The organism is Nocardia callitridis (assembly GCF_039543305.1).
Taxonomy (GTDB): domain Bacteria; phylum Actinomycetota; class Actinomycetes; order Mycobacteriales; family Mycobacteriaceae; genus Nocardia; species Nocardia callitridis.
Genome location: NZ_BAABJM010000001.1, coordinates 1,612,648 through 1,632,243, shown reverse-complemented (window position 1 = coordinate 1,632,243; position 19,596 = coordinate 1,612,648). Strand labels below are relative to the sequence as shown.

Below are 19,596 nucleotides of genomic sequence, written 5' to 3'. Positions count from 1 at the left end.
GAGCCGCGCCCCCACGACGGGCACGGCTCGCGGTCGTTGTTGTGCTATCGGTTATTTCGAGTCGATGCCGTAGAGCCGTTCCCAGTTGGCGCGGCTGGTCAGTTCCGGCACCGCCGCACGGTACTGCTCCTGCAAGGCGGGTAGCTCGCGGCGGATCCGGCGTAGGTCGCGCAGCATCCGCAGCAACAACGCACGCGCGCGCGCCTTGTCACGACGACGCACCCGCACACCCGACTGCGACGCATCGGTGACCACCACGTGATCGAACAGCGACACATGCCACCAGTGCGCGTCTTCGCGGGTGACACCATGAATGCCGTGCTGGGTACGCCCGAACCACTGGGTGAGGGCCCGCTTGATCAGCACCAACAGCACCCGACTCGGTTCGTCGGCCGCCCTGCGCACGTGGATCTGCCCCGAGGGCACGGTCGGCTCCGCCGCGGGATGCTTGATCGTCTCCGGATAATCGGCTCGACTCGACCGCGCCGCGGCCAAGGCCTCGATGCCGCCGTCGCGCAACACCTGTGGGCCGCGCAGGAAATCCTCGATGCCCTGCAATGTGGTGTGCACCAGGCCGTACTGCATGGCGACGAGCTGTTCGGACAGATCCCGAAACAGCTTGCGGGTAATGGCTTTGGCGTCCAGGTCGGTGTGCAGCGAGCCGACGATGAGCGAATTGCGGGTGCTGAAATACCGCGCCCAGTCGTCGTAATCCTTCCAGTAGAAGTCCGCGTGCCACACCGCCGCGTTCGGCAAAGTGACCGTCACGAAGCCGTGCTCACGAGCGCGGATGCCGTATTCCACGTCGTCCCACTGGAAGAAGATCGGCATCGGCAACCCGATCTCGGCGACCACCTCGGCCGGGATCAGGCAGGTCCACCACGCGTTGTAGCCCGCGTCGACCCTGCGCTCCTGGTTTTTCTTGAGCATGCTGACGTTGCGCAACGACTTCGGCACCTTCTGCCCGTGGCGCAGCTTGTGCAGATGCACTTCCTCGGCACCGACATTGAGGTAGTCGGGGTTGAGCAGATACAGCATCTGCGCACCGACCAGCGTCGGCTCCACGGTGAGGTTCGCGAAAGCGTTGAGCCGCAACACCGTTTCCGGTTCGCACAGGATGTCGTCGTCCATCAGGATGACGTCGGCGTGCGCATTGGCCGAGGACACCTCGTAGAGTCCGCGCGTGAAACCGCCGGCGCCACCGAGATTCGGCTGCCGGATGTAGCGCAGCTTGTCGCCGAGAATCGGCGCGGTCTCGCGGTAACGGCGCTTGTCCTCGACCAGGTCGGTGCCCTGATCCACCACGTACACCGCGTCGATCGACTCCAGTACGGTCGGATCCGACGCCAGCGCGGCCACCGTCTCCGCGCAATCCGCGGCCCGGTTGAACGTGCAGATGGCGATCGCGACCGGACGAATCCGCTCCGGCGCGGGTGCGGTCCACACCACTTCGGCGATACCGAGATCGCCGCCGACGGCCTCGAATTCCAGCCAGAGCGCGCCACCGTCGACGTACTGGTCCAGCGGGGCGGTCAAGGTCACCTTGCCGCTCTCGGTCACCTCGGCGGTCTCGATGATGCGCCGGTGGCCCGCGATGTCGGAGGCCACCACGCGCACGATCGCCTTCTTCGTCACCTCAGCGACCAGACTCACCCGCAGTTCGGTGACCGTTGTCCAGCGTTGCCAGTAACTTGCCGCGAAACGCCCGAAATAGGTGTTCGTGTGCGCGGACGCACCCTTTTCCAGCCGCAGCGTGAGCCGGTCACAGTGCGCTCTCCCCTTGACCACCGCGTACAGCCCGTCGCTGACCCTCGGCGAAGGGCCGGTGAAGATGCCGCGTTGCAGCACCAGCCGATCAGGCGCCCGATGGTCGGCGCGCAACGCGGCGGGCGCCGCGACCGTCGAATCACCGTCGGTTTCGGTCACGGCCTGGGTAGCCGACTGATCCATGGAGAGGTCCTCTAAATCTTCTCTTGTCACCGGACGGGGCATAGCGCCCCGATTCTATTGCCGATAGTTCGCTGGATTGAATTATTCACCGCTCGTCGGCGGTGCCGCCCGGCTCGCGCGCACCGACGAATACGAACTTGTCGTAGGCCCAGTAGCGAAACACGACGGCGACGATCTGACCGATCAAGGTGCCGGAGATGTTGTCCGACAGCGGCGTCGACAGGTCGAGAATGTACCGGGAGAAACCGAGACACCCGAGTTGTAGACCGATCGCGATGACATTGAACACCGCGTAGAGCAGATATTCGCGCCCAGGGTTGTCGGACTTCTTGTGCGCGAACGTCCACCACTTGTTGCCGAAGTAGGTGACCACCGTCGCCACCACGATCGCGATGACCTTGGCGAGCAGGGGTGCGTGAAACAGCACCCCTTCGCCCCAATCGAGACCGCCACTCCAGAACACCAACAGGTTGTAGGCGCCGGCGTCGACGAGAAATCCGATCGCGCCGACCACGAGAAATGCCGCGCCTTGACGCAGCGCGACGCGGACTTTATCGACCACCGATTCGCGCGCGGGCGGCATCGGCCCTTCCGCGTGCTCGGTCGACTCACTGATGGGCACGGCCCGACGGTACCCCAGCCAGCGCCAACCGGTTCGAGGTCGAAAATCGGCCAAATCGCCGACGCACCAGTGTTGAGGTCGGCTAAGAGTCTGCTGTGTGTTCCCTGTACCCTCCCCGTGTTCCCAGTTTCATTACCGACGCGAGGACTGACCGGGTGGACGCCACCGACCTTCGGATTGCCGCCGTGGTTCCGTGCCACAACGAAGAGGCTTCGGTCGCCAAGGTCGTCGCCGACCTGCAAGCCGCCGTGCCAGGAATCGTTGTCTACGTATACGACAACCTCAGCACCGACAAGACCGTCGAACGGGCCCGTGCCGCGGGCGCGATCGTGCGACACGAGCACGTCAAGGGCAAGGGCAATGTGGTCCGGCGTGCGTTCGCCGACATCGAAGCCGACGTGTACCTGATGATCGACGGTGACGACACCTACGAGGCGTCGGCCGCACCGCTGATGATCAAGACATTGCTGGACGGCCCCTACGATCACGTGCTCGGTGTGCGCAGGCCCGATGACAGCGATTCCGCCTACCGCGCCGGACACGAGTCGGGCAACAAGGTACTCAACGGCGTGGTCGGAAAGGTGTTCGGCGAGAACGTCGAAGACATGCTCAGCGGTTATCGCGTGTTCTCCCGCCGCTTCGTGAAGAGCTTTCCCGCCGTGTCGCGCGAGTTCGAGATCGAGACCGAACTGACCGTGCACTCGCTGCACCTGCGGGTGCCGAGGACTGCGGTTCCGGTGGGTTTCCGTGATCGGCCGGAAGGTAGCGAAAGCAAGCTACGCACCTACCACGACGGTTTCAAGATTCTCGGGTTGATCGTCGGCTTGGCCAGGCACGAACGGCCGGTCGCGTTCTACGGCTTGTTCGGCACGCTGAGCTGGTTGGTGTCGATCGTGCTGACCATCCCGATAGTGGTCGAGTACTACAACACCGGCACGGTGCCGCGCTTCCCCACCCTGTTCCTTGCCTTCACCCTGTTGCTGCTCGGCAGCCTCGCGTGGACCGCCGGCCTGATCCTGGATGGCATCCGCAGGTCGCGGCACGAGTCGGCGCGACTGGTCTATCTGCGGTATTCGCCTGTCGGCACGGACGATTCGCGCCCCGATCGTGACGGCGGCGCGGACGAGGCCGACCTGTGAGCACGTCGGCGGACCGCAAGGCGGCCGACGAATCGAGCACTACTACTTCGAATGCGACGGAGTCCGTGAATACCGTGCCGGAATCCGAGAATTCGCAGCCGAGCTCCCCCACCGCCGACGCGTCATCGAGCGCGGCTACGAATCCGATTGCCGAGCAACCGAATACCGGGGCCGCGACGCGCGACGTAGCCGAGCCGAACAAGCTGGCAGCGACCGTCGACGCGGCAGCGAACGTCGACGCGGCGACAGGTGTCGACGCGACCGAGACCGCGGCGACCAAAGGCGTAACAACTGACACCGACGCGAACGCCGCCGAGGCAGCCGCAGACGGTCCGCCCACCGCGACCGACACGGCCGAGCACAACGCCAACGCAACAGACGCAGCGCCGTCAGAACTCACCGACCCCGAGGCCAGCACGCCACCACACACCGCGGCGACCAGCCGTGAAGCGGACGCGGATAATTCAGCCGTCGCGACCGGGCCGCGCGCGGACACCGCCGATGCGGCTATTGCGGCCGCCGCGACCGGTGCCGCCGAGTCACGCGATGACACCGCCGCCGAACCCACCGTCCCCTCTTCGAGTGACTCGGTAGCCGAACTCGCTGGCGCCGAGGAGGCCGAACGAGCGGAGCTATCCGGTACCACCGCGACGCTCGTCGCCGAGGCCCCCGAAGACACCGCGGCCCCCGATGACACTGTTGCGGGCGGCGCGCAGGTGGTGCGCCGGTCGTTCACGCAGCGCGTCAGCCAACGATTCGGCGCGGCGACCATCGCGTTCGTGCTGCTCACCGCGGTGTTCGGCGCTATCTTCTCGGTGCTCACCCCGCCGTTCTGGGGCCACGACGAGATCACCCAGTTCGGCCGCGCCTACCAGGTTTCACACGGAGGATTGCTGCCCCAGCGCATCGAGGACGACCGAGGCATCTCCTACGGCGGTGATGTTCCCGCCAGCGTGACCGAGGTAATGGGTTACGCGCTGCGCGACTACACGACCAACCCACCCGAGCCGGGCCGGATGCTCGAAAGCCGCGCCGCCTACGACACCTTGGGGTCGAAGCCGGTCTCCGACCTCGACGAACCGGTGTGGTTCACCAACACCGCCGCCTACTCCCCTGTGCCCTACATCCCCGCGGCGATCGGCATTCGCGTCGCCGAAGCGCTCGGGTTGGATGTAGGTGGCCTTGTGCTGTCGACCAGGATCGCCGGTCTGCTCGGATACCTGCTGGTGGCCGGTTTCGGCCTCTACGCGCTGCGCAAATATCGGGTGCAGTGGTTGGCGTTCACCGTCGCGGTCCTGCCGATCGCGGTGTTCCAGGCCGGAACCGTCACCGCCGACACCATGACCAACGCGTTGGCCGTTTTGATGTCGGCACTGCTGGTGAAGGCACTGTTCCTCGGTAAGCGACTGAGCCGCCCCGAAATCGCGGCACTGTTGGCCACTACCGTGCTGCTGCCGGTGAGCAAGCCGACCTACGTGTTGTTGGCGATGCTGATCGTGCTGGTGCCACCGAGTCGCCTCGGGTTCACCGGGATTCGGCGGGGGATCACCTGGCTGTTCGCGCTCATCGGCGCCGCCGTCTTCGGTATCTGGATGAAGATCGCCGCACCGACCGGCGATGGTATGGGCCTGATGCGCTCGCAGGATCAGTGGAAGTCGGTGCGTCCCGGCGACCAGCTCACCGGAATCCTGCGCGACCCACTGCATTTCCTGCACGTGTTCGCCGACAGCGTCGCGTTGCGGGACGATCGCTGGTTCACCCAGTTCTTCGGCGAACTCGGATTCGCCTACATCGACGTCCCCGCGATCACCATCCTGGCGTGCCTGCTCGCCTTCGCGGTCAGCTTCGCGGTGGCCGACCGGATGAACCCGGTGACCGCCGACCGTTGGCGCACCCTGCTGACCGCGCTGATCATCGCGGCCAGCGTGGCGATGATCTATGTGACGCTGTACATGTCGTTCACCCCGGTCGGCTTCTACATCATCGACGGGGTGCAGGGTCGCTACTTCGTGCCGCTGGCGATCATCGGGGTCGCGGTGCTGCTGCGGTGGGTACCGTTGCGGTTCACCAACGCCGAAGCCAAGACACCGGGCAGGGGCCCCGCGATCGTGATCGTCAGCGCGAGCGTGGTGGCGTTGCTCGCGGCGGCGTGGAAGTACTACGTCATCGTGTGGGGCTGAAGTTTTCTACGGCGGTTTCCGAACCGGCCCGGTCTCGCTGACGCACCGCCCGACAATGCGGCTCTCGCGGGTTCGCCTCGCGGGTGACCGGCGCTTCGTCCGCGGTAGTTCGGGTCCGCGAGCCGGGCGCTTCGTCCGGTCGCGGTGGTCACATCCCGCCGCGTTGGTCAGCGAAGCGGGGCAGCGACGCGCGCTGAGGCGCGTCACGTCGTCGCGGCTGGCACTCCCGCCGCGTTGGTGACCTCCGACAGCTACGCCGGGCCAGCGACGCCAGCTCGCGCCGCTGTGGCGCCGCTATTGTCCGAATGTGGTTGAGCCACATCACCGAACGAGGCAACCGCGAACGTGCGCGCGCCAGGATCTCGGCGCCAAGGGTGCACGGGCACTCGGCGGACGAGCCGAGTCGACGGTTCAGGCGCCCGCGCTAACTTCCCAGCGTCTGTTCGCCCGCCGCGGCGTAGGCACTCTCCGCGCCCGCTTTATATGGGCGCCACCAGGATTCGTTGTCGCGGTACCAGCGCACGGTCGCGGCCAAACCCGCGGCGAAGTCGCGGTAGTGCGGTGCCCAGCCGAGTTCGGTGCGCAGGAGGGTGGCATCGATCGCGTAGCGGCGGTCGTGGCCGGGACGGTCGGTGACGTGGTCGAAGTCGTCCTCGTCGCGACCGAAGGCGGCCAGGATCATCCGCACCACCGTCTTGTTGTCCAGTTCGCCCTCGGCGCCGATCAGATAGGTCTGACCGGTACGACCTCGCTCGAGCACATCCCACACCGCGCGGTTGTGGTCGTCGACGTGAATCCAGTCGCGCACCTGATCGCCCGCACCGTAGAGCCGGGGACGCGCCCCGTCGATGAGATTGGTGATCTGGCGCGGAATGAACTTCTCCACGTGCTGATACGGGCCGTAGTTATTACTGCAATTCGACAGCGTGGCGCGCAGACCGAACGAGCGGGTCCACGCGCGCACCAGCAAATCACTGGAGGCCTTGGTGGCCGAATACGGGCTCGACGGGTTGTACGGCGAATCCTCGGTGAACGCGGGCGCGTCCGGTTCGAGGTCGCCATACACCTCGTCGGTCGAAACATGGTGGTAGCGCACGTCGTAACGGCGCACCGCCTGCAACAGCGAGTAGGTGCCGACAATATTGGTCTGCACGAACGGCCACGGCTCGGCCAACGAATTGTCGTTATGCGATTCCGCCGCGAAATGCACCACCGCGTCGACCCCGCTGACCAGTTCGTCGACCAGATCCAGATCGGCGATGTCACCGTGCACGAAATCGATACGGTCGGCGACCTCGGCCAACGAATCTCGATTACCCGCATAGGTGAGCGCGTCGAGCACGGTGACCGTGGTGTCAGGACGGTCGGCGACGGTGTGGCGGACAAAGTTCGCGCCGATGAATCCGGCGCCGCCGGTTACGAGCAATCGCACCCCACGACTTTACTTCGGACCGCCGCCGTTCCGGTCGCAGACCGACTGAATTCCCACGAAACTCCGGCAGCGCTCGAGGCAGCCGCCACCCGAGGGCTCCCCGTGTGCCGGAATCGGCGAATATCCCGCGGCGCGACGACTTCCCAGGATTGGGATATGTGAGCTTGGTCTCATTCGTGATTCGACAGCGGTTCAGCTGAATTCGAAGCGTCGACGAAAACCACACGCGGCGTGCGTGTTTGCCCATAACCCACGCTACGTAAGTCAGCACGGTGAACAGTCCTTGAATTCACGATCCGCACCGGTTCACCACGCGTTAGCAGCTCTCCATTTGCATCGAGCGGTCCCCTCCGACCGCTCTACATCGAGGTTTGCACCACCATGCTGATGAGGAAATTCGCCGCAACTTCGGCGTTGCTGATCGCCGCACTCGGCGTCACCGCCGGAACCGTCAACGCGGCACCGGCCGAGGCCGACACCGCCCCGGTCAACTTCACCGCCGACCACACCGACACCAGCACCATCATCAAGACCGATGCCGGGTCGATGGTCAACGAAGACGGTGTCTTCAAGATCAAGGCCGTCGACGGCACCACGCTGGCCGGCACCCCGCTGACCTTCCGTATCGACGACTTCGAGTTCCCGATCGCCGCCGATATCGCCGATCACACCGCCACGCTGACCCCGCAGCTCGACATGGCGCAGGCGACCTACAAGCCCGTCGCCCTCCCGTTCGAGGACAAGGCGCCGTGGAAGTCCGAGTACGACCGTGAGCAGGCGGCATTCAACCGCATGAAGGACACCATCAGCACCGGCGCCTCCGTCGGCACCCTGATCGGTGGCCTCGGCGGCGCGGCCGTCGGCTGCGTGCTCGGCGGCATCGCCGGCGCCACCGTCGCCTCGGCCACCATCATCGGCCTGTTCGGCCCGTTCATCCCGGCCGCCGCCATCGGCTGCCTCGGTGGCGTGCTCGCGATCGGCGCCCTCGGCACCGCCGCGGGTCAGCTGTTCATCACCGCCCCCGTCGCGATCGGTGCTGCGATCCAGTACTTCACGACGATCAACCAGCCGTTCACCCCGCCCGCCCCCTCCTCCTCGGACAAGTAAGCGCAGACATTCACCGCGCGAGGCGGTGGATGACCGCTGAATCGGCGGGGCGAACAGCCCACCCACCGAACCCCGTTCTCGCCTACCCGGCGAGGACGGGGTTCGTGTTTTCCACAGCCCGCCCACAGCGCCTGTTTCCTACGAATTGATCACGGGTTCAGTTCTGTGGTTTCCCGCACAACGCGGATGGGGATCCAGGGTGAACAGCGTTATTCGACAGGTGAGTACTAATTCCGACACACCCTGCCGAAAAACAGTGTGTGAGATGTCAGCGCCGACAGCTCGCCCGGAGCCCGATCCGGTCGTGGCTCGGCGCGCAGATGTGAGGTAGGTGCGCGATGGTCACGACCACATCCGGCGATACCGCCACCGTGATGAACCCCCACGGATCCAGCGCGTCCGCGCGACTGCTGCTTGCCACCTGCCACAGCGTGCTGCGGCCGGTGTTGCGCACCGTCCCGATCAACCGCAGGACCATCCCGATCGGCGCCGCGGCCATCGAAGGACTGTCCAAGCTGCGCCCGCAACCCCGAGGCGTCGATCGTGAACAGGTCACCCTCGACAATTTCGGCCTCGAAGTGCTGCGCCCCTCCGGCGCCGCACGCTCGCTGCGCCACGGCGCGGTGTTGTACATGCACGGCGGCGGGTTCGCCGTCTGCGGACTGAACACCCACCGCCCGGTCGCCGCGAGCCTGGCTCGGCGCACCGGCCTTCCCGTGGTGAACGTCGACTATCGACAACTGCCCACCGCCGATATCGCCGGGTCGATCGAGGACTGCGTCACCGCGTACCGCTGGCTGTTGCGCCACGGCGCCGACCCGAAGCACATCGTCTTCGCTGGCGACTCCGCCGGCGGCTACCTGGCCTTCGCCACCGCGCTGCGCGCAATCGAACTCGGGCTGCCGAGCCCCGGCGGCCTGGTCGGGCTCAGTCCGCTGCTCGACCTCGACTACCTGGCCCGAGGCGAGCACGCCAACGCCACCCGCGATCCCTACCTGACGGTCGCCGCACTGGCCGCGGTCGTGCGCATCGGCGCCGAGGTGGACGGCAACCTCGATCCCCTGCTCTCCCCGATCAACGGCGCACTCGCCGAACTGCCGCCGGTCCTGCTGATCGCCGCCGAGGACGAACTGTTCCGGCACGACTGCGAGGAAATGACCGAGCGGCTGACCGCTGCGGGCGTGCCCAACAGCATGCAACTGTGGCGCGGCCAGGTGCACGCGTTCATGAGCATCGCGCCCAACCTGCCGGAAAGCAGGTCGGCGCTGGCCAGGGTGTCACGCTTCGTGCGCACCCGCGTCGAGGAGATCCCGCGGGCGCGTACGGCCTGACCGTCGCCGCCTGCCACGAAGCGGGCCTCGCCTCGCGTATACCGCGGGACGGGGCCCGCTGTGGCGATCACGGCACATGGACTCGGCACCAGCGAACCCGGCCGGTGGCCCTAGACTGCCTATACATGCGCGGAATCATCTTGGCGGGTGGCACCGGGTCTCGACTGCACCCGATCACGCGCGGGGTGAGCAAGCAGCTTGTCCCGGTCTATGACAAGCCCATGATCTATTACCCGTTGTCGACGTTGATGCTGGCCGGCGTCACCGACATCCTGGTGATCACCACCCCCGAGGACGCCGAATCCTTCCGACGCCTCCTCGGTGACGGCTCCCAGTTCGGCGTCTCCCTCAGCTACGTGGTGCAACCGAAACCCGACGGCCTGGCGCGCGCGTTCGTGCTCGGCGCCGAGCACATCGGCACCGAGGTGGCCGCATTGGTTCTCGGCGACAACATCTTCCACGGGCCAGGCCTCGGCACCAGCCTCAATCGGTTCGACAATCTCGACGGCGGCGCGGTCTTCGCCTACCGCGTCTCCGATCCCACCGCATACGGTGTTGTCGAATTCGTCGACGGCCGCGCGGTCTCGATCGAGGAGAAGCCGAAGAAGCCGCGTTCCAATTGCGCCATCCCCGGCCTGTATTTCTACGACAACGACGTGGTGGAGATCGCGCGCACACTGCGGCCGTCGGCACGAGGCGAATACGAGATCAGCGACATCAACCAGACGTATCTGGACCAGGGCAAGCTCCAGGTGGACGTCCTCGCCCGTGGCACGGCATGGTTGGACACCGGCACCTTCGACTCACTGCTGGACGCGAGCAACTACGTGCGCACCATCGAACAACGCCAAGGTCAGAAGATCGGCGTTCCGGAAGAGGTGGCCTGGCGGATGGGTTACATCGACGACGACGAACTGTGCGCGTTGGCGCAACCCCTGGTGCGTTCCGGTTACGGCACCTACCTGGTCGACCTGATCGAACGCGGAAGGCATTGGTGAACATGCAATTCCAGGAACTCGCGGTTCCGGGGGCCTGGATGGTCACCCCCCGGCAGTTCGGGGACGACCGTGGAATGTTTCTCGAAGGCTTCAAGTCCTCGGAGTTCGAGAAGGCCACCGGCCGACCGTTCGACCTGAAGCAGGTGAACCTCTCGGTGTCGGCGGCCGGTGTGCTGCGCGGTATCCATTACACCGACGATCCGCCCGGTCAGGCCAAGTACGTGACGTGCGTGCGCGGCGCTTTCCTGGACGTGGTGGTTGACCTGCGGCCCGGCTCACCCACCTACGGTCGCTGGGACAGCGTGCTGCTCGACGACGTGGACCGGCGTTCGGTATTCCTCTCCGAAGGACTCGGCCACGCGATCCTCTCGCTGGCCGACGGCTCGACGGTCACCTACCTGTGCTCATTGGAGTACACCCCCGAATACGACCACGCCGTGGACGCGTTCGATTCGCGCCTGGCGATCGAGTGGCCGCGCGTGGGCAGCGACGGCACCCCACTGACCTATGTTCGTTCCGCGAAGGACGTCGCCGCACCCGCGTTCTCCCCCGAGGCGGGCGCGGTCACGAATCCGATCGACGGCTAGGCCGAGCGCGTGCGCGCCAGCTCGATCCCCTGGCGCGCATCCACCGCCACCGCCTCGATGCCCTCGAAAGCCCGGCGATACTTGGCGATTTCGGCTTCCTTGTCCAGGTACACCGATCCGGTGAAGGTCTCCAGATAGACCACCGGCGGTTCGACCTTGCCGTCGGTTCCGGTCTGCGGGAACTCCAGCATCACGAAGCGGTCGGCGTGCAGGCCGTCGTGGTATCCGGAGGCGGTCGGCACCACGCGGATGCGAACGGTCGACACCTCGGACAGCGCGAGCAGGTGGTCGAGTTGCTCGACGTGGACCTCGTGGCTGCCGATCCGCCGCGCCAACGCTTCCTCCCCGATCACCACGTCCAGGCGCAGCGGGGCCTCGTCGCGGGTGAGCATCGTTTGCCTGGTCTTGCGGAACTCCACGCGACGATCGATCTCGTGTGCGGAGAGTTCCTGGCGTGCGGCGCTGAGCAGCGCGCGGGTGTAGCCCTCGGTTTGCAGAAGGCCGGGGATCAGTTCGTTCTCGTAGCTGATCAGCCGCTGTGCGGCCTCCTCCAACCCGATGTAGACCTCGAAGCCGTCGGCGATCACGTCGCCGTAGACCGACCACCACCCCCTGGCCTTGGTTTCCTTCGCCAGTGCCGTCAGTGGTGCGACGAGGTCGCCGGGCGCACCGTAGATCTTGCACATGGCCTCGACATCGAAGCTGCGCAGTGAGGTCTGGCCGGTCTCGATCCGCCAGATCTTCGCCTCGGACCACTCCAGTCGCTCGGCGGCGATCCTGGTCGTCATCTTGGCCCGGTTACGCAGATCGCGCAGTTGTCTACCGAGTTGCCGGCGCGGCATCGTAGCTCCGGTACCTCCGCGCGTACCAACGTTCGCGCGCGATGATGCGGCCATTTGTTCCCCCCTTCAGCCGTGCGCATACCGCGCTCGCGCAGGACGCGAGTTCGGTGTGACGGCCCCAGATCACACACCGGACAACGATATTGATTAAACGAACATCACTGTACAGCAGCGGATCTCGCGGGAGCCAGAAATCTTGACTCGGAGAGGTCTATGGCATTTTAGTGCCAAACCCATTACGCGAAACCGGATTTCATGCTTTCACCTGCGCGATCCGCCGCGACGGAAACGCCAGAATTGCACCGCCCGAACATCTTCCGACAGCTGATTCACCGGTTCGGCCACCTCCGACAATGCGTGGAACAAATCGTCGGCAAGATCACCCATGTGTTCCACCCGGTTCGCCAGTCGTGCGGCGTGCACAAGGAACTCCAGCGTCAACCGCACCGCCGCCGCGAGGGTCACCCCGAGCGGCACCGCGACCAATGCCGCGAGCACTCCCCACACCGTTGACCAGCGCCAAACCAGCACGACCAGCACGCAGGGGAGCACCACTGCGCACACCGAACCCAGTACATAGGCGAGGGGAAGAAGCGTGCTCGTCGCGGTGCGTTGAAATCGGATATCGAGTAATCCGCGCGCGGCCGATTGTGCCCACTGCTGGAGAACGAACGGCTCCGCTCGCTCGGGCGTTGTTGACGCGTCCCCGTCGTGGTCAGGGCCTATATCACTGCGGGAGAACCGTTTTGCCGTCGCGGTACGCACCGCGATACGGCGCGCGGGCGCCTCTTGCTCCGGCAGATCCGCCGACTCGCGTTCGCGCGCAGTGACGGTAGTGTTCGTTTCATCGCTCATGACTAACCTTCGATCGCGCCCGGCTCCCACCGGAGTCGGCATGTTCGTCGGGCACTGCAACGTTGGATCAGCTCACTCGTGCAACTCTTGATCAACCCGCTCACGCGAGGCCGGATCATCCCTCCGGCAGGCGGTGGTTTCACCCGCCGAATCGAAAGCTCGCCGACCGCTCCCAGCGCACCGTCCTCTCGGGGGAATCCTCCCCGAGACCGCGGCGTGCCACTACCCCACGGCACACACCGCGATGCGGCTTGCACATCACCCACAGCATCCTCCCGGCTCGGGCACAGCGTCCGAGCAGGTCAGCGGTCGACAGTGGGCCCGTGAGCGCGTTAGCAGCCGAGCGCTATGACCGCTCGGTAATGAGACGAAGAAGACATTCGCCGAAGAATTCGGCGGAACACGTAACACGGCGGGCAGCACCCACCGATACGAACCATGAATGCAGGACCAGATCTACCGGGGAATGGAGAAGACAAGTGCGCACCACGTTTCCGACTTTCGTCTCGGCGGCCGACATGACCGCCGCTGCGCAGGAGTACAGCCAGCGCGGATGGACGGTCGCTGAAACGGCCAACGGTCTCTGCCTGATCACCGATGACGACTTGTCCGCCATCGAGGTCAGCGGGGAGCTGGCCGGTCAGGTCCGCCGCTTCCTGCGCGCCAACAACCTCTCGGGGCCGGTCATCGAGCTGCCTGGTGCGGAGCGTCGCGAAATCCACCTGGTCACCGGTGTCCGCAAGGCCGCCATGGCGATGGACGCGCTGCGCGCGGCCGGTGCCACCGTGCACACCGACGGTGCGGGCGTTCCGTTGCCGCCCACCCACCTCTCGGCCGGGTCGGCCTGCTGGGGCGTTTCCCCCGACGAGGCCCGCTGGGTCCCGCCGGTCGTGGCGCTCGGCGCCGCGGTGCGCGCGGCCATCGCGCGCAAGCGCAGCCAGCTCACCAGCGTCGCCTGCTGAGACTTCTCGACCGAACATCGACGTCGCCTGCGGAAAACCCCGGCTAGCAGGATCGACCTTCCAGAAATGGGACCTACCCACAGGTAGGTCCCATTTCTGGGTTGTGACCGGATTCGCGACGACCCGCGCACTCGGATTGCTCGAAACCCCCACCGCCGCCCGAGCGATCCGAAGCTCGCTGACTGCCTGCGCACTGGACAACGCGGCTAGGCTTCCTCGCGTGCATGCCGAACCACACCTGCCGTTGCCTGCCGAGCTGCCGCTGACCGACGAACCCGGCGGCAGCGACGTCGATCTGAAAACGCAGATCATCCGGTTCGCGCTCACCGGCGGCCTGTCCGCGGTGGTCGACTTCGGCCTCTATCTGCTGCTGCTGAACGTGGTCGGCTTGCCGGTCAACGGCGCCAAGGCGATCAGCTTCGTCGCGGGAACAACCACCGCGTATCTGATCAATCGGCGCTGGACCTTCCGCGCACCGCCGAGTCGAGCCAGGTTCGTCGCCGTCGTCGCGCTGTACGCGGTGACCTTCGCCGTCCAGGTCGGCCTCAACTGGGTCATGTACCACTCACTGCCCGATCAGTGGTGGCGAGTGCCGCTGGCCTTCGTGATCGCACAGGGCACGGCAACGGTGATCAACTTCGTCGTCCAGCGCGCGGTCATCTTCAAGCTGTAACCAAACAACGAGTTATGGCGCGCAAGGGCGGGGAACACGCGCCCGCGCCAGGGAAAGCGAACACGGTAGCCTCTATGCCGATGTCCACGAAAGCTCCGGCTACCACCACGTCAACCGGGAACGCCGGCGTCAACGACGACGGCACCGACGCCGGGAGCGCGAACGCACTGCCGACGCGTACCCGCAGGTTGACCGGGTGGGGCCGCACCGCACCGACCTCTTCCGAAGTTCTCTCGACCAGCGATCCCGAGGTGATCGCGAAGGCTGTCGCCATGGTCGCCGAGGACAATGACGCCAAACCCGCGCACCTACGCCGCGGCGTGATCGCGCGTGGACTCGGCCGTTCCTACGGTGACCACGCGCAGAACGCGGGTGGCCTCGTGGTCGACATGACCGCGTTGCACAACATCCATCGCATCGACCGCGACACCCGCATCGTCGACGTGGACGGCGGTGTGAGCCTCGATCAGTTGATGAAGGCGGCCTTGCCGTTCGGGCTGTGGGTTCCGGTGCTGCCCGGTACCCGCCAGGTGACGATCGGTGGCGCGATCGCCTCCGACATCCACGGCAAGAACCACCACAGCGAAGGCAGTTTCGGCAATCATGTGCGCTCGATCGAGCTGCTCACCGCCGACGGCCAGGTGCAACACCTGACCCCGAAGCGCAACGCGAAGCTGTTCTGGGCGACGGTCGGCGGCAACGGCCTGACCGGAATCATCTTGCGCGCCACCATCGAAATGGTCGCCACCGAAACCGCGTACTTCCTCAACGACGGCCTCAAGACCGAGACCCTCGACGAGACGATCGCGGCACACAGCGATGGCAGCGAAGCGAACTACACGTACTCGAGTGCCTGGTTCGATGTGATCAACCCGCAGCCGAAGCTCGGTCGTGCCACCATTACCCGCGGCCGACTGGCGAAGCTCGACGAACTGCCGAAGCGCTTGCGCGACAAGCCGTTGAAGTTCGACGCACCGCAGCTGATGACCGTGCCCGACATCTTCCCGAACTGGACGATGAACAAGGTCACGCTCATGTCCATCGGTGAGGCGTACTACCGGATGGGCGGCAACTACACCGGCAAGGTGCAGAACCTGACGCAGTTCTACCACCCACTGGACATGATCGCGGAGTGGAATCGTGGCTACGGTTCCAACGGCTTCTTGCAGTACCAGTTCGTGGTGCCGACCGATGCCGTCGACGAGTTCAAGCGCATCATCATCGACATCCAGGCCTCGGGGCAATTCTCGGCGCTCAACGTCTTCAAGCTCTTCGGTCCGGGAAATCCCGCGCCACTGAGCTTTCCGATGCCGGGCTGGAATATTTGCGTCGACTTCCCGATCAAGCCGGGGCTCAACGAGCTGGTCACCGAGCTGGACAAGCGCGTGCTGAAGTTCGGCGGACGGCTCTACACGGCGAAGGACTCGCGCACCACCGCCGAGACCTTCCACCAGATGTACCCGAGGATCGACGAGTGGATCAAGATCCGCCGAAGTGTCGATCCCACCGGTGTTTTCATGTCCGATATGGCTAGGAGGCTGGAGCTTCAGTGACTGTGAGGTCATCCAAGTGATTAATGCCGTTGGCAACCCGCAGGCGATTCTGCTGCTCGGCGGGACCTCCGAGATCGGTCTCGCGATCTGCGCGGAATACCTGAAAAAGGGCCCCGCTCGCATCGTGCTCGCCGCGCTACCCGGCGACCCGCTGCGTGACTCCGCGGTCGCGCAACTGGAGGCGGCCGGCGCCAAGCAGGTCGAGGTCATCGACTTCGACGCGCTCGACACCGACAGCCACCCCAAGGTCATCGACGCGGCCTTCAACGGTGGCGATATCGACGTCGCCATCGTCGCGTTCGGTCTACTCGGCGACGCCGAGCAGCTGTGGCAGGACCAGCGCAAGGCCGTGCAGATCGCCCAGATCAATTACACCGCAGCCGTTTCGGTGGGTGTGCTGGTCGGCGAGAAGTTGAAGGCACAGGGCTTCGGGCGGATCATCGCCATGTCCTCGGCCGCGGGTGAGCGCGTGCGTCGCTCGAACTTCGTCTACGGCTCCACCAAGGCCGGTCTGGACGGCTTCTATCTCGGACTCGGTGAGGCGCTCGCGCCGCACGGGCCGAGGGTGTTGGTGATCCGGCCCGGTCAGGTGCGTACCACCACCACGATCAACGCGTGGAAGTCCCAGGGCGTCAAGGAAGCACCGTTCACCGTGGACAAGGAAGAGGTCGCCGCACTCGCGGTCGCGGCCTCCGAACGCGGTAAGGACCTCATCTGGGCGCCGGGGATCTTCCGGTTCGTGATGATGGTGCTGCGCCACATTCCGCGCCCGATCTTCCGCAAACTCCCACTCTGAGTTTGCCCGAGCCGCACCTCTGCCCCGACGCCGCCGCGGCGCGTCGGGGACGGGGTGCGGTTTTTCGTACCCCCACCCGTCGACGCGTGCTCCACGTTTATCGGCAAGACCTGGCAGCATGATCGCCGGTCGCCGAGGCCGTTCGAGCACCGACGACGGCCGAGGCGAATACCCGACCATGCCTCGCGCACCATGATCACCGAGCCGCTGGAGTGAACCCGGAGATGCCATGCGAGTAATCGGACACCGGCTACCGAGCCGACGCGCGGATCGCCGCGCGCGGGGTGAGATCGGCGCCGTCGAGTGGACCTCCGTGCGCCGCAGGTGCACCACGGGACCACAGCTGCGCGACAACGATTTCGAGGTGATCCGATGAGTTCCGTCGTCGTCGACGCTCTACCAGGTAAACGGCGTCGTCTGGCCGCGCAGGTCGGGTCGGGGCTCGGGGAGGCGGTGGCCGCCGCGGTAGTCGCCGCAGTGGTCGCGGGCGTGGGACTCATCGCGTTCTCCTTGGTGCAGTGGCCCGCGTTCAACTCCTCCAATGTGACGCGCGCGCTGACGACCGTCGGCCAGGTGCTCGCCACGGTGCTACTGGCCGTCTCGATCGGACTGCTGCGCACCCGCAAGTGGCCGTTGGTGGCGAAACTGCTGTCCTGGATCGGCATTTCGACCTTCGTCACCTTCACCCTCGGGATGCCGCTCGCGGCGACGAAGCTGTACCTCTACGGCGTTTCGGTGGACCAGGAGTTCCGTACGGAGTTCCTGACCCGGCTCACCGACTCCCCCGCGCTGCACGACATGACCTATGCCGACTTGCCGTCGTACTACCCGGCGGGTTGGTTCTGGGTCGGCGGACGGTTCGCGAACCTGCTCGGGATGGCAGGCTGGGAGGCGTTCAAGCCGTACGCGATCACCTCGATCGCCGTGGCGGCCGTGGTGTCGCTGGTCTTGTGGTCCAAGCTGATTCGCGCGGACTGGGCGGTCGCGGTGACGGCGGCGGTCACGGCGGTGGCACTGGCGTACGCGGCGCCGGAGTCCTACAGCTCGATCATCGTGATCCTGTTGCCGCCCGCGCTGGTGCTGTCGTGGGGTGCGCTGCATCGTCCGCAGGGCGAGGACGCTGGCACCGCGCGCGGTTGGGGTGCGGTGCTCGGCAGCGGACTGTTCCTCGGGCTCGCCGCGACGTTCTACACCCTGTATTTCGGCCTCGCGACCTTCGCGGTCTGCCTGATGGGCGTGGTCGCGGCCGTACTCGCGGTCCGAGCGCGCGCGAAACTCCCTGACGGAGAACGTGATTCGGCACCGTGGCGGGCCGCGCTGCCCGTACTGATGCGGCTGATCGTGATCGGGGTCGTCGCCGGGCTGATCGCGCTGCTCGTCTGGGGTCCGTTCGTGCTGAAATGGCTCAGCGGGACGGCGGCGAGTTCCGGTACCGCGCTGCACTATCTGCCGCAGGGCGGCGCGGAACTGGCGTTCCCGATGGCCGAATTCTCGCTGCGCGGCGCACTGTGCCTGATCGGCGTGCTCTGGTTGGTGCTGCGCACCACCTCTTCTCGCCGCGCGCAAGCGTTGGCGATCGGTGTCATCGCCGCCTACCTGTGGACGCTGCTGTCGATGGTGGCGACCGCGGCGGGAACGACCCTGCTGTCGTTCCGGTTGGAGCCGATCCTGATCGCACTGCTGGCCGCCGCGGGAGCCTTCGGCTTCGTGGAGGGCGCACGCGCGATCTACCAGGCGCTCAACGAACCTGGCCGCTTCCGGCTCACCGCCATCGTGGTGGCCACCGTCGGCGCACTCGCGTTCGCCCAGCACATCCCGGAGGTCCTCGCCCCCGAGATCACCATCGCCTACACCGACACCGACGGCAACGGCGAGCGCGCCGACAAGCGCGCCCCCTCGGCCGTCTCGCACTACGGCGCGATCGATGCGGCACTCACCGCCCAAACCGGCCGCCCACGCGACGAAACGGTGGTCCTCACCGCGGACACCAGCTTCCTGTCCTTCTACCCCTACCTCGGCTTCCAGGCGCCGACCTCGCACTACGCCAACCCGCTTGCCGACTTCGCCGGACGCTCGGCGGCCATCGAGTCATGGAGCAAACTCGAGACCCCCGACCAGCTCTTGGACGCCTTGACCAAGACCCCCTGGCGCGCCCCCGACGCCTTCCTCTTCCGCCGCACCGGCGACAACTACACCCTCCGCCTGGCCAGAGACGTCTACCCCAACGACCCCAACGTAGAGCGCTACACGGTCACCTTCCCCAAGCCCCTCTTCGACACCCCCCACTTCACCACCACCGACATCGGCCCCTTCACCTTGGTCACCGTCCAGCCCTAGCCCAAGATCACCAGACCACCCCGCGCCACACCCCTCACCAAGCACATCACTTGCCCTACCGGACCACCACCCGGCACACCCGGCACCACATACCCCCAGCACGGCGAGCCACATCACACCACATGTACCTCCACCCCGGGCGGTTGATCCACACACACTCTGGGTACTAATTTCAGGGCGCCCGAAACGTCGACTCCACCTTCAGTAGGTGGTGTCGACTGCTCGGCCAGGC

At 65.9% G+C, this 19,596-nt stretch carries 16 protein-coding genes; 11 read left to right on the top strand and 5 right to left on the bottom strand.

What is annotated here, in order from left to right:
• Positions 1-51: 51 nt before the first annotated feature.
• Both ABEA50_RS06895 and ABEA50_RS06890 read right to left on the bottom strand, forming a co-directional pair.
• Positions 52-1,950 carry a glycosyltransferase gene (locus tag ABEA50_RS06895; protein ID WP_345494195.1) on the bottom strand — a complete coding sequence of 633 codons (1,899 nt, stop codon included), beginning with the start codon at positions 1,948-1,950 and terminating at the stop codon, positions 52-54.
• A gap of 85 nt (positions 1,951-2,035) precedes the next feature.
• The gene (locus ABEA50_RS06890; RefSeq protein ID WP_345494194.1) at positions 2,036-2,572 is read right to left on the bottom strand and encodes a GtrA family protein; all 537 of its coding nucleotides are present in this window, start codon (positions 2,570-2,572) and stop codon (positions 2,036-2,038) included.
• Positions 2,573-2,727: 155 nt separating this feature from the next.
• Here ABEA50_RS06890 and ABEA50_RS06885 point away from each other — a divergent pair, with 155 nt between their 5' ends.
• Together ABEA50_RS06885 and ABEA50_RS06880 are read left to right on the top strand one after the other, a co-directional pair.
• Complete coding sequence (locus tag ABEA50_RS06885) at positions 2,728-3,711, top strand: glycosyltransferase (protein ID WP_345494193.1); 984 nt, start codon at positions 2,728-2,730, stop codon at positions 3,709-3,711.
• Positions 3,708-5,891 (top strand): DUF2142 domain-containing protein, encoded by a 2,184-nt coding sequence (locus ABEA50_RS06880; protein ID WP_345494191.1) that lies wholly within the window; start codon positions 3,708-3,710, stop codon positions 5,889-5,891. The genes ABEA50_RS06885 and ABEA50_RS06880 overlap by 4 nt, the downstream gene beginning before the upstream one ends.
• A gap of 424 nt (positions 5,892-6,315) precedes the next feature.
• Here ABEA50_RS06880 and rfbB read toward each other — a convergent pair whose 3' ends face one another.
• Positions 6,316-7,323 (bottom strand): dTDP-glucose 4,6-dehydratase, encoded by a 1,008-nt coding sequence (gene rfbB / locus ABEA50_RS06875; protein WP_345494190.1) that lies wholly within the window; start codon positions 7,321-7,323, stop codon positions 6,316-6,318.
• Positions 7,324-7,704: 381 nt separating this feature from the next.
• Here rfbB and ABEA50_RS06870 point away from each other — a divergent pair, with 381 nt between their 5' ends.
• The 4 genes from ABEA50_RS06870 (at position 7,705) to ABEA50_RS06855 (ending at position 11,346) form a co-directional block, all read left to right on the top strand.
• Positions 7,705-8,430 (top strand): hypothetical protein, encoded by a 726-nt coding sequence (locus ABEA50_RS06870; protein ID WP_345494188.1) that lies wholly within the window; start codon positions 7,705-7,707, stop codon positions 8,428-8,430.
• A 338-nt stretch (positions 8,431-8,768) separates the two neighbouring features.
• Positions 8,769-9,761 carry an alpha/beta hydrolase gene (locus ABEA50_RS06865; RefSeq protein WP_345494187.1) on the top strand — a complete coding sequence of 331 codons (993 nt, stop codon included), beginning with the start codon at positions 8,769-8,771 and terminating at the stop codon, positions 9,759-9,761.
• A gap of 125 nt (positions 9,762-9,886) precedes the next feature.
• On the top strand, positions 9,887-10,759 hold the full coding sequence (gene rfbA, locus ABEA50_RS06860; protein ID WP_345494185.1) for a glucose-1-phosphate thymidylyltransferase RfbA: 873 nt from the start codon (positions 9,887-9,889) through the stop codon (positions 10,757-10,759).
• Between the two features lie 2 nt (positions 10,760-10,761).
• Complete coding sequence (locus ABEA50_RS06855; RefSeq protein ID WP_345494694.1) at positions 10,762-11,346, top strand: dTDP-4-dehydrorhamnose 3,5-epimerase family protein; 585 nt, start codon at positions 10,762-10,764, stop codon at positions 11,344-11,346.
• On the opposite strand, the gene ABEA50_RS06850 is transcribed toward ABEA50_RS06855, so the two are convergent.
• Positions 11,343-12,188: a helix-turn-helix domain-containing protein gene (locus ABEA50_RS06850; protein ID WP_345494184.1), complete on the bottom strand. Its 846-nt coding sequence runs from the start codon at positions 12,186-12,188 to the stop codon at positions 11,343-11,345. The genes ABEA50_RS06855 and ABEA50_RS06850 overlap by 4 nt on opposite strands.
• Before the next feature lie 261 nt (positions 12,189-12,449).
• Positions 12,450-13,043 (bottom strand): DUF4282 domain-containing protein, encoded by a 594-nt coding sequence (locus ABEA50_RS06845; RefSeq protein ID WP_345494183.1) that lies wholly within the window; start codon positions 13,041-13,043, stop codon positions 12,450-12,452.
• A 479-nt stretch (positions 13,044-13,522) separates the two neighbouring features.
• Between ABEA50_RS06845 and ABEA50_RS06840 the strand changes: the two genes are divergently transcribed.
• The 5 genes from ABEA50_RS06840 to ABEA50_RS06820 all read left to right on the top strand — a co-directional run bounded on the left by ABEA50_RS06840 (position 13,523) and on the right by ABEA50_RS06820 (position 19,364).
• Complete coding sequence (locus tag ABEA50_RS06840; RefSeq protein ID WP_345494182.1) at positions 13,523-14,005, top strand: hypothetical protein; 483 nt, start codon at positions 13,523-13,525, stop codon at positions 14,003-14,005.
• A gap of 220 nt (positions 14,006-14,225) precedes the next feature.
• Positions 14,226-14,678 carry a GtrA family protein gene (locus ABEA50_RS06835; RefSeq protein WP_345494181.1) on the top strand — a complete coding sequence of 151 codons (453 nt, stop codon included), beginning with the start codon at positions 14,226-14,228 and terminating at the stop codon, positions 14,676-14,678.
• 74 nt (positions 14,679-14,752) lie between these two features.
• Positions 14,753-16,231 carry an FAD-binding oxidoreductase gene (locus tag ABEA50_RS06830; RefSeq protein ID WP_345494180.1) on the top strand — a complete coding sequence of 493 codons (1,479 nt, stop codon included), beginning with the start codon at positions 14,753-14,755 and terminating at the stop codon, positions 16,229-16,231.
• A 16-nt stretch (positions 16,232-16,247) separates the two neighbouring features.
• On the top strand, positions 16,248-17,027 hold the full coding sequence (locus ABEA50_RS06825) for a decaprenylphospho-beta-D-erythro-pentofuranosid-2-ulose 2-reductase (protein WP_345494179.1): 780 nt from the start codon (positions 16,248-16,250) through the stop codon (positions 17,025-17,027).
• 372 nt (positions 17,028-17,399) lie between these two features.
• Positions 17,400-19,364, top strand: coding sequence for a galactan 5-O-arabinofuranosyltransferase (locus ABEA50_RS06820; protein WP_345494178.1), 1,965 nt, complete (start codon positions 17,400-17,402; stop codon positions 19,362-19,364).
• The last annotated feature ends 232 nt before the right edge of the window (positions 19,365-19,596 follow it).

Excerpts from the sequence above, each read along its gene's own strand:
- ABEA50_RS06850 (WP_345494184.1), bottom strand. The coding sequence starts at position 12,188 with ATGCCGCGCCGGCAACTCGGTAGACAACTGCGCGATCTGCGTAACCGG.
- rfbA (WP_345494185.1), top strand. The coding sequence starts at position 9,887 with ATGCGCGGAATCATCTTGGCGGGTGGCACCGGGTCTCGACTGCACCCG.
- ABEA50_RS06820 (WP_345494178.1), top strand. The coding sequence starts at position 17,400 with ATGAGTTCCGTCGTCGTCGACGCTCTACCAGGTAAACGGCGTCGTCTG.
- ABEA50_RS06870 (WP_345494188.1), top strand. The coding sequence starts at position 7,705 with ATGCTGATGAGGAAATTCGCCGCAACTTCGGCGTTGCTGATCGCCGCA.
- ABEA50_RS06845 (WP_345494183.1), bottom strand. The coding sequence starts at position 13,043 with ATGAGCGATGAAACGAACACTACCGTCACTGCGCGCGAACGCGAGTCG.
- ABEA50_RS06830 (WP_345494180.1), top strand. The coding sequence starts at position 14,753 with ATGCCGATGTCCACGAAAGCTCCGGCTACCACCACGTCAACCGGGAAC.
- ABEA50_RS06855 (WP_345494694.1), top strand. The coding sequence starts at position 10,762 with ATGCAATTCCAGGAACTCGCGGTTCCGGGGGCCTGGATGGTCACCCCC.
- ABEA50_RS06895 (WP_345494195.1), bottom strand. The coding sequence starts at position 1,950 with ATGGATCAGTCGGCTACCCAGGCCGTGACCGAAACCGACGGTGATTCG.
- ABEA50_RS06865 (WP_345494187.1), top strand. The coding sequence starts at position 8,769 with ATGGTCACGACCACATCCGGCGATACCGCCACCGTGATGAACCCCCAC.